Source organism: Paracoccus sediminicola (assembly GCF_027912835.1).
Classification (GTDB): Bacteria; Pseudomonadota; Alphaproteobacteria; order Rhodobacterales; family Rhodobacteraceae; genus Paracoccus; species Paracoccus sediminicola.
This window is the reverse complement of the sequence record NZ_CP115768.1, coordinates 693,050-706,024: the sequence shown is the minus strand read 5'-3', so window position 1 is coordinate 706,024 and position 12,975 is coordinate 693,050. Positions and strand designations below refer to the sequence as shown.

The window sequence follows — 12,975 nt, the reverse complement described above, 5'->3', positions numbered from 1 at the left end:
GCGCCTTGGGCTGACAGAGGTATGACATGGCGGTTGGGGTGTTCGATTCCGGGCTTGGCGGGCTGACCGTTTTCAAGGCGATTCAGGACCGGCTGCCCGATCTGCCTCTGGTTTATTTCGGCGATAATGCCCACGCGCCCTATGGTGTGCGCACGGCGGACGACATCTTCGATCTGACCTGCGCCGCGACCGAGCGTCTGTGGCAGGAGGGTTGCGATCTCGTGATTCTCGCCTGCAATACCGCTTCGGCCGCGGCGCTGCGCCGGATGCAGGAAAAATTCGTCCCGGAAAACAAGCGGGTGCTCGGCGTTTTTGTCCCGCTGATCGAAGCGCTGACAGAACGGCAATGGGGCGACAACTCTCCCCCGCGAGAGGTCGCCGTCAAGCATGTGGCGTTGTTCGCCACCCCGGCCACCGTCGCCAGCCGCGCCTTTCAGCGTGAGCTGGCCTTCCGCGCGATCGGCGTCGATGTCGAGGCGCAGCCCTGCGGCGGCGTGGTCGATGCCATCGAGGACGGCGACGAGATCCTGGCCGAGGCGCTCGTCGCCTCTCATGTCGAGGCGCTGAAGCGGCGCATGCCCCGGCCCGAGGCTGCGATCCTTGGCTGCACCCATTATCCATTCATGCAAGAGGCGTTCCAGCGCGCGCTCGGCCCCGATGTGCAGGTCTTCAGCCAGGCGCATCTGGTGGCGGACAGCCTTGCCGATTATCTCGACCGCCACAGCGCGCTGCGCGGCACGGGGACGGAGACGAAATTTCTGACCACCGGCGACCCGCAGCGCGTCTCGTCCAAGGCGGTGCAGTTCCTGCGCCGTGGCATCGCCTTTGAAGCTGCCTGAGATATTGCCATGAAGTCATTGAAAAAACAGCGTCGTATTCAGGTTCTGATCGCCGCATCGGTGGCGCTGCTCTTGGCGGCGGTGCTGATCGGATACGGGTTCCGGGATGGGATCAACCTGTATCGCGCACCGACCCAGGTGGTCGAGGAACCGCCTTCCGAGGCCGAGACATTCCGCCTTGGCGGTCTGGTCGAGACGGGCACGCTCAGCCGGGGTCAGGGCGAAACGATCCGGTTCAGCGTCACTGACGGGGCCTATTCCATCCCGGTCCGATTCACCGGCGTGCTGCCCGATCTGTTCGAAGAAGGTCAGGGCATGATCGGCACCGGGCAAATGCAGGGTGACATCTTCGTCGCCAGCGAGATCCTCGCCAAGCATGACGAGAATTACATGCCCAAGGAGGTCGCGGATTCGCTGAAGGAAACCGGCGTCTATCGCGCACCGGACAGCTAAGGCAACGCGCGCGAGGTTAACCGAAGCTTAACCGGGGCAGCGCAGTCTCTCTCGCATCGTGATCAGCGAGGGGGACGTGATGAAATCCGTTGATGAGATCGCCGCAGATATCGTTGCGCGCGAGGGGGGCTATGTGAACGATCCCGACGATCCGGGCGGGGCGACGAAATACGGCGTCACCATCGGGACGATGCGCCGGCTCGGGCTGGATCTGACCGGCGACGGCAGCGTCGACACGGCAGATGTCCGGGCACTGCGCCGGGATCAGGCGGCGGCGATCTTCAAGCGGCATTATTTCGAGCGCCCCGGTATCGCGCGCCTGCCCGCGCCGCTTCAGGCCTCGGTCTTCGACATGTATGTGAATGCGGGGGCAAACGCGGTGAAGATCCTGCAACGCATGGTCTCTCGCATGGGATATCCGGCGCGCGATGATGGGGTGATCGGGCCAAAGACGCTTGCCGCGGTAACCGCCGCTGCGGAAGCCGCGCCGGATCATATCGCGGATGGCTATGGGATCGAGCGGCGCAACTATTATTATGCGCTCGCCGATCGCCGCCGGGCCAGCCGCAAATACGCCCGCACGAAAAGCGGTGACAAGGGCGGATGGATCCGCCGCGCCGAGGAATTCATCGCGCCACGCTATCATCTTTCGGACAGCGCGCATCGGGAAAGGACCGCGTCATGGGGATGATCGACCGGCTGATCGGCATCGGGCCGGCCGCGCAGCATATCTCGGAGGCCGCCACCGGCGTGGCAGAGGTGTTCCGCGAAAACGCCACGCGCAGGATGGAGCTTGACGAGGCCGCCTATCGCGCCGCGATGAGTCAGCTGGGCGCTGAATTCGCGACGCCGCGCAGGGGCTGGTTCGACGGCTTCGTGAATGGGCTGAACCGTCTGCCGCGCCCGTTGATGACCTTCGGAACGCTGGGTCTGTTCGTTTACGCGATGGCCGAGCCGGTGGGGTTTGCACAGCGGATGAGCGGGCTTCAGACCGTGCCGGAACCGCTCTGGTGGCTGCTTGGCGCCATCGTCTCGTTCTATTTCGGCGCCAGGGAAGCGCATTACTTCCGCAACCGGAATCTCTCGCCGGCGACGCGAAACCCGCTGATTCATCGGCTAAATTTCGCCGACGCGACGGCTGTTGCGGCGACGGTGCCGGACCCGGAGCGCTTCCCGCAAAACGCCGCTTTGCGGGCCTGGGCTGCGGAAAAACAGGGGTCCGCAGGGTAATGTCACGTGTTTGCCATGTTCCAGACGCATGGGTGCTATGCTGCACCGGCAGCATTTTAGAGCTTGTCTCGTGGGCATCCTGCGCCTAAATCGGTCGGTGAAGGCAATGATAGAGGCAACTCTCATCGTCTTCACCTCCCTGTTGGACTGAGGCCGGGCTTTCCGCCCGGTCTTTTTTTGCCCGATCACGGACACTTGCCCCCCTTCCCCTTGCGGCGCGCTGCGCCTAAAAGGCGGGCCATCCAGTCAGACAGGGGATAGCCATGACCGAACCGGAGATCACCGACGACCTGATCGCGGCGCATGGGCTGAAGCCCGATGAATATCAGCGCATTCTGGAGATCATGGGGCGCGAGCCGAGCTTTACCGAGCTGGGCATCTTCTCGGCCATGTGGAACGAGCATTGTTCCTATAAATCGTCGAAGAAATGGCTGCGCACCCTGCCCACGACCGGCCCGCAGGTGATCTGCGGCCCCGGTGAGAATGCGGGCGTGGTCGATATCGGCGACGGTCAGGCGGTGGTTTTCAAGATGGAGAGCCACAACCACCCGTCCTATATCGAGCCGCATCAGGGTGCCGCGACCGGCGTGGGCGGCATTCTGCGCGACGTGTTCACAATGGGGGCGCGGCCCATCGCGGCGATGGATTCGCTGAGCTTCGGGCGGCCCGAGCATCCCAAGACCGCGCATCTGGTCAAGGGTGTGGTCGAGGGGATCGGGTCTTACGGCAATTGCTTCGGCGTGCCGAATATCGGCGGCGAGGTGCGTTTCCACCGCGCCTATGACGGCAACTGCCTCGTGAACGCCTTTGCGGCGGGGCTGGCCGATGCGGATGGGATTTTCTACTCCGCCGCCTCGGGGATCGGGATGCCGGTGGTGTATCTGGGCGCCAAGACGGGCCGCGACGGGGTTGGCGGCGCGACGATGGCCTCGGCCGAGTTCGATGACACGATCGAGGAAAAGCGCCCCACCGTGCAGGTTGGCGATCCGTTCACCGAGAAATGCCTGATGGAAGCCTGTCTGGAGTTGATGGCTTCGGGCAGCGTGATCTCGATTCAGGATATGGGGGCCGCGGGCCTGACCTGTTCCGCAGTCGAGATGGGTGACAAGGGCGGGCTGGGCATCCGGCTCAACCTCGACCATGTGCCGCAGCGCGAGACCAATATGACAGCCTATGAGATGATGCTGTCGGAATCGCAGGAACGCATGCTGATGGTGCTCAAGCCCGAAAAAGAGGCCGAGGCACGGGCGATCTTTGAAAAATGGGATCTGGATTTCGCCGTTGTGGGCGAGACGATTGCCGAGGATCGATTCCTGATCCTGCATGGCAATGAGGTGATGGCGGATCTGCCGCTGTCGAAGCTGTCGTCGAGCGCGCCGGAATATGACCGCCCCTGGGTCGAGACCCCGGCGGCAAAGCCCCTGCCCGCCTTGCCCGAGATCACGCCGCTCAAGGCGCTGCGGGCGCTGATCGGCAGCCCGAACTATGCGCATAAGGGCTGGGTCTGGGAACAATATGACACCCAGGTCGGTGCCGACACGGTGCGCCGCCCCGGCATGGGCGCGGGGGTGGTGCGGGTGCACGGCACGGACAAGGCGCTCGCCTTCACCAGCGACGTGACGCCGCGCTATGTCAGGGCCAACCCGTTCGAAGGTGGCAAACAGGCCGTGGCCGAAGCCTATCGCAACCTTTGCGCGGTGGGCGCGAAGCCGCTGGCGACGACCGACAACCTGAATTTCGGCAATCCCGAAAAGCCAGAGATCATGGGCCAGTTCGTCGGCGCGATCAAAGGCATCGGAGAGGCTGTCGCGGCGCTCGATATGCCCATCGTGTCGGGCAATGTCTCGCTTTACAATGAAACCGACGGTCAGGGCATCCTGCCGACGCCGACCATCGGTGCGGTCGGGCTTCTGGCCTCGCTTGACGATCTCATCGCCGGTGTGGCGCAGGAGGGCGATGTGGCGATTCTGATCGGCGCGACCGAAGGCCATCTGGGCCAGTCGGCGCTTGCCGCCGAGGCTTTCGGGATCGAGGCGGGCGATGCACCGCCGGTCGATCTGGCGGCTGAACGGAAACATGGCGCGTTCCTGCGCGACAATCGCGGCCATATTCGCGCGGCCACCGATCTGTCGGATGGCGGGCTGGCGCTCGCAGCCTTTGAGATGGCCGAGGCGGCGGGGATCGGGGTGCGGCTGCATTCCGGGGATATCGCGCGGCTTTATGGCGAGGATCAGGCCCGTTATCTGGTCGCCTGCGACGCGGCAGGCGCGAAGGCCCTGCTGAGCGCGGCAGAGGCGGCCGGGATTCCGGCGGAAGAGGTCGGCCAGTTCGGCGGCATGGCCGTACAGATGGGCGAGGATGCGGGCGATCTGGCCGAGCTGTCGCAGCTGTATCGTCAGGCGTTTTCGGATGCGATTCACGGCGAGACCGCGCTGGGGTGACCCCCGTGACGGATCACGATGCCCCGTCGCCTCCCCGCCCCGCTCGTCGTGGTGGTCAGCCCGGCGGGCCAGCACTTGAGAATTCGGCGCGCCCTCCTTACCTTTGGGATAAGGCAACCAAAGGCTGACACCATGTTTTCGATCCCCGGACAGGCCCCGGTCACCATCACCCCGGCGGCGGAGCGCCAGATTTCCCGGCTTATGGCCGGCAAGGATGCGTATGGCCTGCGGATCGGGCTGAAGAAGGGCGGCTGCGCGGGGATGGAATACACGATGGACATGGTGGCCGAGGCCGATAAGACCGATGAGATCATCGAACAGAACGGTGCCCGCGTGCTGATCGCGCCGACGGCGCAGATGTTCCTGTTCGGCACCGAGATCCATTATGAAACCGGCCTGCTGGAATCCGGCTTCAAGTTCCGCAATCCGAACGTCACGGATGCCTGCGGCTGCGGCGAGTCGGTGTCCTTCAAGCTGGATCACGAGACCGGCGAAACCATTCCCGAGGCTTGAAGCCAGCGCCGCGCGCGCCTATCCCTCCTGAGACACAAAGGAGGACCACATGGCCCCGAAGAAACTCGCCGCCGGAAACTGGAAGATGAACGGGCTGACTGCCTCGCTGGCCGAGCTGGATGCGCTCGCCGCGCGTGATAATGGCTGCGACGTGCTGATCTGCCCGCCCGCCACGCTGATCACCCCCGCCGTCGCCCATGCCGGAGAGATCGCCATTGGCGGGCAGGATTGCCACGCGAAGGATAGCGGCGCGCATACCGGCGATATTTCCGCCGCGATGCTCAAGGATGCAGGTGCCAGCCATGTGATCCTCGGCCATTCCGAGCGCCGCGCCGATCATGGCGAGACCGATGCGCAGGTCTCGGCCAAGGCCGTCGCCGCGCATCAGGCCGGGCTGGTCACGGTGATCTGCGTCGGCGAGACCGAGGCGCAGCGCGATGCGGGCGAGACGCTGGATGTGATCGCCAGTCAGCTTGCCGGATCGGTGCCCGATTGCGCCACCGCCGCCAATACGGTGATCGCCTATGAACCCGTCTGGGCCATCGGCACGGGCCGGACCCCGACCAATGACCAGATCGCCGAGGCGCATGCGCTGATGCGCGATACGCTCTCGGCGCGGTTCGGTGACGGGGCGGATGTTGGCCTGCTCTATGGCGGCTCGGTCAAGCCGGGCAACGCGGCCGAGATCTTCGACATCGCCCATGTGAACGGCGCGCTTGTTGGCGGGGCGAGCCTGAAGGCCAGCGATTTCGGGGCGATCATCGATGCTCTGGCGAAAGCGTAAGCCGGCCATGACCCTCAGCAAGGAAAGCGTGACCGAGGCGCTGCGTGGCGTTGCCGACCCGGTTTCGGGCGGCAATCTGATCGACAGCGGCATCGCGCGGGCGATCACGCTGGACCCCGGTGGCGAGGTGCGCTTCGTGATGGAGATCGACCCCGCCCATGCCGAACAGATGGAGACGGCCCTTGCGCAGGCCGAAGCGGCGGTGAAGGCGCTGCCCGGCGTCAGCAAGGTCAGCGGCGTGCTGACCGCGCATAGCGACGCCGCCCCGCCCGATCTGAAGCCCAAGGCGAAAAGCGCCACCGCCGCGCCCGACCGGGTGCCGGGGGTGAAACATGTCATCGCCATCGCCTCGGGCAAAGGCGGGGTCGGCAAGTCCACTGTCGCCGCCAATCTCGCCGCCGCGCTGGCCGCCGAGGGGCGGCGCGTCGGGTTGCTGGATGCGGATGTCTATGGCCCGAGCCAGCCGCGCATGATGGGCGTCACCGGACGGCCCGCCAGCCCCGACGGCAAGACCATCATCCCAATGGAAGGGCATGGCGTGAAGCTCATGTCGCTCGGCCTGCTGACCAAGGAGGACGAAGCGGTGATCTGGCGCGGCCCGATGCTGATGGGCGCGTTGCAGCAGATGCTGTTTCAGGTGCAATGGGGCGAGCTGGACATTCTTCTGGTCGATCTGCCGCCGGGCACGGGCGATGTGCAGCTTTCGCTGTCGCAGCGCGCGGCGGTGGACGGGGCGATCGTGGTCTCGACCCCGCAGGACGTGGCCTTGCTGGATGCGCGCAAGGGGATCAACATGTTCAACCGGCTGAACGTGCCGATTCTCGGGCTGATCGAGAATATGGCGGTGCATATCTGCACGAATTGCGGTCATGAAGAACATATCTTCGGACATGGCGGTGTCGCCGCCGAGGCCGCGAAGATGGGCGTGCCTCTTCTGGGCGAGCTGCCGCTGGAACTGGGCGTGCGGGTGGCGGGCGATGCGGGAACACCGGCAGTCGTTTCCCAGCCGGACAGCGCGGCGGGCCGCGCCTTCACCAAGCTGGCGCGCGGGCTGGTGACGGCCGGGGTGGCGTGATCGCGCCGCCGCCCGCGGTGATCCTTGCCGGCGGGCGGGCGCGGCGCATGGGGGGCGGCGACAAACTGCTGCTCGAGATGGGCGGGGCGCCGATTCTGGACCATATCCTCGCCCGGCTGCGTCCGCAGGCCGGCCCCATCGCGATCAGCGCCAATGGCGATCCGGCGCGTTTCGCGCGCTTCGGCCTGCCGGTGCTGCCCGATCCCCTGCCCGATTTCCCCGGCCCGCTGGCGGGTATTCTTGCCGCGATGATCTGGGCCGAGGGGCTGGGCGCCGATGCGGTGGTCTCGGTCGCGGGGGACACGCCGTTCCTGCCGGAGGGGCTGGTCGCGGGGTTGAATGACAGCGCCGCGGATTCGGGCATCGCGCTGGCCGCCGATCACGATGCGGGCGGCGCATTGCGGTTGCATCCGACCTTCGGGCTGTGGCCGGTGGCGCTGCGCGGGGCGCTGAAAGCCGCGCTTGCGGATGGGGTGAGACGCATCCGTCAATTCGCAGTGCCGCAGGGTTTCGGGACGGCGCTGTTCGAGGCCGCGCCGGAGGCATCGTTTTTCAACATCAACACGCCCGAGGATCTCGCAGCCGCGCGTGCACGCGCCCCGGCGTTGCGCAAGTGACACCACGGGCGCATCTTGGCGATGCGGCCTTGCACAATGGCGCAGAATCGCTATGTTCCGGCCTTCACGAGCCGCGCGCTCGGGCCCAGCCAACCGACAGGTTTTGACTTGCCTCCGGTCCGGTTGTGACCTATTGCCGCGGCTCTGATCGTTTTTCTGACACCGGCCCCGCATGGAATGCGCGGCCCCTGACCCGAGGTTGAGACATGGCTGTCCCTCAGAACCGAGTGACCCGTTCCAAGCGTAACATGCGCCGCGCGCATGACGCCCTGTCGGCGGCGAACCCCAATGAATGCCCGTCCTGCGGCGAGCTGAAGCGCCCGCATCACGTCTGCCCGTCCTGCGGCCATTATGCCGACCGCGAAGTCGTGGCCCAGACGACCGAGATCGACCTGGACGACGACGCGGCCTGATCGGCGTTTAGCTGAACCATGGCCCAGTCCGCGGAACATGATGCACCACGCCGCCCCTCGACCGGGGGCAGCGTGGTCATTTCCGTTGACGCAATGGGTGGCGACCAGGGCCCGGCGGTGATCCTCGACGGGATCGCCAAAAGCGCCGACAAGAACCCTGATATCAGTTTCATCGTGCACGGCCCCAGGGCCGAGCTGGAACGCCTGCTCGCCAAGCGCAGCGATCTGACCGGGCGATGCGAGATCCGCGATGCCGAAGGCGTCGTGACCATGGATGACAAGCCCGGCCAGGTGATCCGCAACGCCAGGGGCACATCGATGTGGTCCGCCATCGAATCGGTGCGCGCGGGCGAGGCGACGGTCGCCGTTTCCTGCGGCAACACCGGCGCGCTGATGGCGCTGTCCACGATCCGCCTGCGCAAGCTGCCCGGCGTCAACCGCCCGGCGATTGCCTGTCTCTGGCCCTCGCGCAATCCGCAGGGCTTCAATGTCATGCTGGATGTCGGCGCCGATATTCGCGCCGATGCGCCCGACCTGCTGCAATATGCGCTGATGGGTTCGGCCTATGCCCGCAACGGGCTCGGGGTCGAGCGTCCGCGTGTCGGGCTGCTGAATGTCGGCACCGAGGAACATAAGGGCCGGGCCGAGATGAAAGAGGCTCATGAACTGATCCTCGGCGCTCAGGAAGATGGCAATTTCGACTATGTCGGTTTTGTCGAGGGGGGCGACCTGCCCTCGGATCGCACCGATGTGATCGTGACCGACGGCTTCACCGGCAATGTCGCGCTGAAGACCGGCGAGGGCACGGCAAAGCTGGTCGGCGATTTCCTGAAAGAAGCCTTCGCCAACTCCATCATGTCGAAATTCGCCGCGCTTCTGGCGCTGAGTTCGCTGAAACGGTTGCAAAAGAGAATAGACCCGCGCAGGGTCAACGGAGGCGTGTTCCTCGGGTTGAACGGTATGGTGGTGAAATCTCATGGATCGGCCGATGCGACCGGCGTGTCGGCGGCGATCAAGCTGGCCTTCCGGCTTGCGCAATCGGGCTTTCAGGACCGTCTGGCAGAGCGCGTCGCCCGCGCCGCCGCCGAAGTCGAAGAGGCCGCCACGCCCCGAACCGATCCCCGCCGAGAGGACCAGATTTCGTGACCATCCGCTCTGTGATTCGGGCCACCGGGCAATATCTTCCGGAACGCATCGTCGAAAACAGCTGGTTCGAGGACAAGGTCGATACCAGCGACGAATGGATCCGCAGCCGCACCGGGATCGAGCGCCGCCATTTCGCCGCCGAGGGGGAGACCACCTCGCAAATGGCCATCCGCGCCGCCGAGGATGCGCTGAACCGGGCCGGGATGAGCGCCGACCAGATCGACGCGCTGATCGTGGCCACCTCGACACCCGATCTGACCTTTCCCTCGGTCGCAACGATGGTGCAGGCCGGGCTGTCGCTGAAAACCGGCTTTGCCTTCGACGTTCAGGCGGTCTGCGCCGGGTTCGTCTTTGCGCTGGCCAATGCGGACGGGATGATCCGTTCCGGTCAGGCGCAACGGGTTCTGGTCATCGGGGCCGAGACGTTCAGCCGCATTCTCGACTGGGAGGATCGCGGCACCTGCGTGCTGTTCGGCGACGGTGCCGGGGCGGTGGTGCTGGAAGCCGCCGAGGGCGAGCGCGGCATTCTCGCCAGCGATCTGAACAGCGACGGCTCTTACCGCGAGATCCTTTACGTGGATGGCGGCGTCTCGACCACCGGCAATGCCGGCAAGCTGCGGATGCAGGGCAATGTGCTGTTCCGCCACGCCGTCGAGAAGCTGGCCGAGACCGCCCATGCGGCGATCGACAAGGCCGGGCTGACGCCACAGGATGTCGATTGGCTGGTGCCCCATCAGGCCAACGCCCGGATCATCGCCGCGACCGCGCAGCGCATGCATCTGCCGATGGAAAAGGTGATCCTGACCGTCGCCGATCATGGCAACACCTCTGCCGCCTCGATCCCGCTGGCGCTCGCCGTGGCAGATGCTGCCGGCCGCTTTTCCAAGGGCGATGTGATCGTGACCGAAGCGATTGGCGGCGGGCTAAGCTGGGGCAGCGTCGTGCTCCGCTGGTAGCGCCGGATCAGACGCCGCCGCGCTCCATCACCCAGCCCGCACCCGGCGCGCGCCGCCCCGCCGACAGGAACAGATCGTCGCGGGTGACTTGGAAGCCCGATTTTTCCAACACCCGGCGCGAGGCGGGATTATCAGCGAATACCTCTGCCCCGAGCCGGGCCAGGCCGAACCATTCCTGCACCGCGTCGCAGAAGGCCGGGACGATTTCGGTGGCGATCCCCTGCCCGGCCATCTCGGGCGACAGGAAATAGAAGATCGGCGGCACCGCGCCCTTGTCGAGCCCGATCGAGCCGATGCAGCGTCCCTCGAAGCGGACCGCCAGCCGCATCGGGCGGCGCAACGGGTCGGTTTCCGGGCGCAGCAGGCATCGCAGATCCGACAGGCTCTGGCCGGGATGAAACCGCATCAGCATCCGCGCGATCTCTGGCCGTGTGACGATGTCGTGCAGAGCGCCCAGATCCGCGTCGCGCATCATCCCGATCCGGCAGCGCGGGGTGCGGATTTCGAGCGCCAGAAGAAAGGCCTCGCGGGTGATGCGCATCACCTGCTGTTCCAGCCGGGCACCGTCGGCCCGCCGCGTTTCCATCCGTGTCCCGTCGGGGCGGAACCCCGCCCGCCGCAGCACCGCGGCCGAGGCGTGATTGTCGTTGAAATAGCAAGCCGTGACGGTTTGGGCTCCGGCGGCGAATCCCTGATGCAGCGCCATGCAGACGGCGCGGCTGGCGATGCCGCGGCGGCGATATCCGGGCGCGATCCAATAGCCCAGATCGCCCCCGACCCGGATCATTCCGACGAAGCGCCCGTTGACGGTAATCGCCCGATCCTCCGGCCCGGCCAGATGAAGGACGAATTCCACCGCATCCTCACGGCGATAGGGCTGCGGCAGCGAGCTCAGCCAGCGCGCCGCGTCCGGATCCTGCAAGGCTGCGGTGATGGCGTCGACATCCTCCAGCATTGGCGGACGCAGCGCCAGCATCACGGCAGCTCGACCACCTGCACCGCGCCGCCCGCCGCGGAAAGCGCGATCTGCCCCTCGGCCAGCCGCAGCGCATCGCGGCCGAACACCTCGGCCCGCCAGCCCTGAAGCGCCGGGACGTCGCGCGCGCCCTGTGCAATCGCATCGAGGTCGGACGTGGTCGCGATCAGCTTCGGCGCCACGCGCGCGGCTTCGGCCTTGGCCTTCAGCAGCACGCGCAAAAGCTCTCCCAGCGCGCCATTGCCGGGCGGGCCGGGCTGTTCCTTGGGCACGCGGGGCGGGTCCGGATCTTCCAGCCCGGCCTTCACCGCGGCCAGGATTCCCTGCGCAATCTCGGGCTTGCGCCCCTCGCGCAGCAGCAGCCGGGACTTGCCCAGCTCGGCTTCGGTCTTGGGTTTGGTCGAGGCCAGCTCGACCAGAGCATCATCCTTGAACACCCGCGAGCGCGGCACGTTGCGGCTTTGCGCATATTCCTCGCGGAACTCGGCCAGCTTGCGGATAATGGCCATGAAGCGCGGAGAGTTCGAACGCGTGCGCACCCGCTTCCAGGCGTCCTCGGGCCGGGTGATATAGGTTTCGGGATCGACCAGCACCGCGACCTCTTCCGCGACCCAGCTTTCCCGTCCGGATTTCTCGATCTGCGACTTCAGCGATTCATAGATGGCGCGAAGATGCGTGACATCGGCGATGGCATAGCTCTGCTGCGCCTTCGAAAGAGGGCGTTGCGACCAGTCGGTGAAGCGCGAGGATTTGTCCAGATTATCCTTGGCGATCTTGCGCACCAGCGTCTCGTAGCCGACCTGCTCGCCGAAGCCGCAGACCATTGCTGCGACCTGGGTGTCGAAAAGCGGGGTCGGGAAGATCCCGGCATCGTGAAAGAAGATCTCCAGATCCTGCCGCGCGGCGTGGAATACCTTTACCGTCGCCTCGTGGCGGAACAGATCATAGAGCGGCGCCAGCGAGAGGCCGTAGGACAGCGGATCGACCAGAACGGCCGGGCCGTCCGCGGATTTGCCGTCAGAGGCCGGCGGCAGCGCCATCTGGATCAGGCAGAGCCGGGAATAGAAGGTCCGTTCGCGGAGAAACTCGGTGTCGATGGTGACATAGGGCTGGGTCTTTGCCTGCTCGCAGAACTGGGCGAGCGCCTCGGTCGTGGTGAGAGTTGTAAATTCGGTCATGTGGGCCTTTCAGCGGGCATGGGCGGCTCATCCGCCAGCGTCGTCCCGCATAGGCGCTTTGCCATGATATGGAAAGATATTTCGCGGATCGGGCGAAATTAGCCGGTGACAGGCGGGATGTTGCCCGCCCGGCGCAGCCGACGCGCGAGACATGCGAAAAAGCCCGTTCCGTTGCCCGATCCGCCGGGTGCTGTCGTCGCGAAGCCACAGCGCAATGTTACGGCACGTTACTTTACAACATATTTGCCAATTTCGGTTTGTTAAGACTTATTAATGTCCGGAACGGGTGAGAATCGGCGGCGAATAGCCCGCTGTCGAGGCGTAACAGGGGTGCCGGCCGCTCACGGGTCGGGG

Annotated in this window: 14 protein-coding genes; 12 read left to right on the top strand and 2 right to left on the bottom strand. The window is 65.7% G+C overall.

What is annotated here, in order from left to right:
• Positions 1-26 precede the first annotated feature (26 nt).
• From murI to PAF18_RS03405, 12 genes are all read left to right on the top strand, one after another.
• Positions 27-839, top strand: a complete 813-nt coding sequence (gene murI / locus PAF18_RS03460) for a glutamate racemase (protein ID WP_271117241.1) — start codon at positions 27-29, stop codon at positions 837-839.
• 9 nt (positions 840-848) lie between these two features.
• A complete protein-coding gene (ccmE, locus tag PAF18_RS03455; RefSeq protein ID WP_271117240.1) occupies positions 849-1,292 on the top strand; it encodes a cytochrome c maturation protein CcmE in 444 nt (147 codons plus the stop codon).
• A gap of 79 nt (positions 1,293-1,371) precedes the next feature.
• A complete protein-coding gene (locus PAF18_RS03450) occupies positions 1,372-1,983 on the top strand; it encodes a holin-associated N-acetylmuramidase (protein ID WP_271117239.1) in 612 nt (203 codons plus the stop codon).
• Positions 1,974-2,522: a holin family protein gene (locus tag PAF18_RS03445; RefSeq protein WP_271117238.1), complete on the top strand. Its 549-nt coding sequence runs from the start codon at positions 1,974-1,976 to the stop codon at positions 2,520-2,522. The genes PAF18_RS03450 and PAF18_RS03445 overlap by 10 nt, the downstream gene beginning before the upstream one ends.
• A gap of 263 nt (positions 2,523-2,785) precedes the next feature.
• Entirely contained in the window at positions 2,786-4,963 is a 2,178-nt protein-coding gene (gene purL, locus PAF18_RS03440) for a phosphoribosylformylglycinamidine synthase subunit PurL (RefSeq protein ID WP_271117237.1), read from the top strand.
• A gap of 132 nt (positions 4,964-5,095) precedes the next feature.
• On the top strand, positions 5,096-5,476 hold the full coding sequence (locus PAF18_RS03435) for a HesB/IscA family protein (RefSeq protein WP_271117236.1): 381 nt from the start codon (positions 5,096-5,098) through the stop codon (positions 5,474-5,476).
• Between the two features lie 49 nt (positions 5,477-5,525).
• On the top strand, positions 5,526-6,260 hold the full coding sequence (gene tpiA / locus PAF18_RS03430; protein ID WP_271117235.1) for a triose-phosphate isomerase: 735 nt from the start codon (positions 5,526-5,528) through the stop codon (positions 6,258-6,260).
• Positions 6,261-6,267: 7 nt separating this feature from the next.
• On the top strand, positions 6,268-7,335 hold the full coding sequence (locus PAF18_RS03425) for an Mrp/NBP35 family ATP-binding protein (RefSeq protein ID WP_271117234.1): 1,068 nt from the start codon (positions 6,268-6,270) through the stop codon (positions 7,333-7,335).
• Positions 7,332-7,952, top strand: a complete 621-nt coding sequence (gene mobA, locus PAF18_RS03420) for a molybdenum cofactor guanylyltransferase MobA (protein ID WP_353620674.1) — start codon at positions 7,332-7,334, stop codon at positions 7,950-7,952. Before PAF18_RS03425 ends, mobA begins: the two co-directional genes overlap by 4 nt.
• A 206-nt stretch (positions 7,953-8,158) precedes the next feature.
• Positions 8,159-8,365 (top strand): 50S ribosomal protein L32, encoded by a 207-nt coding sequence (gene rpmF / locus PAF18_RS03415; RefSeq protein ID WP_271117233.1) that lies wholly within the window; start codon positions 8,159-8,161, stop codon positions 8,363-8,365.
• Between the two features lie 18 nt (positions 8,366-8,383).
• Entirely contained in the window at positions 8,384-9,511 is a 1,128-nt protein-coding gene (gene plsX / locus PAF18_RS03410) for a phosphate acyltransferase PlsX (RefSeq protein ID WP_271117232.1), read from the top strand.
• The gene (locus PAF18_RS03405) at positions 9,508-10,467 is read left to right on the top strand and encodes a beta-ketoacyl-ACP synthase III (RefSeq protein WP_271117231.1); all 960 of its coding nucleotides are present in this window, start codon (positions 9,508-9,510) and stop codon (positions 10,465-10,467) included. The genes plsX and PAF18_RS03405 overlap by 4 nt, the downstream gene beginning before the upstream one ends.
• Before the next feature lie 7 nt (positions 10,468-10,474).
• On the opposite strand, the gene PAF18_RS03400 is transcribed toward PAF18_RS03405, so the two are convergent.
• Positions 10,475-11,443 carry a GNAT family N-acetyltransferase gene (locus PAF18_RS03400; RefSeq protein ID WP_271117230.1) on the bottom strand — a complete coding sequence of 323 codons (969 nt, stop codon included), beginning with the start codon at positions 11,441-11,443 and terminating at the stop codon, positions 10,475-10,477.
• A complete protein-coding gene (rnd, locus tag PAF18_RS03395; RefSeq protein ID WP_271117229.1) occupies positions 11,443-12,621 on the bottom strand; it encodes a ribonuclease D in 1,179 nt (392 codons plus the stop codon). Before rnd ends, PAF18_RS03400 begins: the two co-directional genes overlap by 1 nt.
• Positions 12,622-12,975: the final 354 nt, after the last annotated feature.

Coding starts and splice junctions, on each gene's coding strand:
- rnd (WP_271117229.1), bottom strand. CDS start 12,621: ATGACCGAATTTACAACTCTCACCACGACCGAGGCGCTCGCCCAGTTC.
- PAF18_RS03435 (WP_271117236.1), top strand. CDS start 5,096: ATGTTTTCGATCCCCGGACAGGCCCCGGTCACCATCACCCCGGCGGCG.
- murI (WP_271117241.1), top strand. CDS start 27: ATGGCGGTTGGGGTGTTCGATTCCGGGCTTGGCGGGCTGACCGTTTTC.
- PAF18_RS03445 (WP_271117238.1), top strand. CDS start 1,974: ATGGGGATGATCGACCGGCTGATCGGCATCGGGCCGGCCGCGCAGCAT.
- PAF18_RS03425 (WP_271117234.1), top strand. CDS start 6,268: ATGACCCTCAGCAAGGAAAGCGTGACCGAGGCGCTGCGTGGCGTTGCC.
- ccmE (WP_271117240.1), top strand. CDS start 849: ATGAAGTCATTGAAAAAACAGCGTCGTATTCAGGTTCTGATCGCCGCA.
- PAF18_RS03400 (WP_271117230.1), bottom strand. CDS start 11,443: ATGCTGGCGCTGCGTCCGCCAATGCTGGAGGATGTCGACGCCATCACC.
- PAF18_RS03450 (WP_271117239.1), top strand. CDS start 1,372: ATGAAATCCGTTGATGAGATCGCCGCAGATATCGTTGCGCGCGAGGGG.
- purL (WP_271117237.1), top strand. CDS start 2,786: ATGACCGAACCGGAGATCACCGACGACCTGATCGCGGCGCATGGGCTG.
- rpmF (WP_271117233.1), top strand. CDS start 8,159: ATGGCTGTCCCTCAGAACCGAGTGACCCGTTCCAAGCGTAACATGCGC.
- plsX (WP_271117232.1), top strand. CDS start 8,384: ATGGCCCAGTCCGCGGAACATGATGCACCACGCCGCCCCTCGACCGGG.
- tpiA (WP_271117235.1), top strand. CDS start 5,526: ATGGCCCCGAAGAAACTCGCCGCCGGAAACTGGAAGATGAACGGGCTG.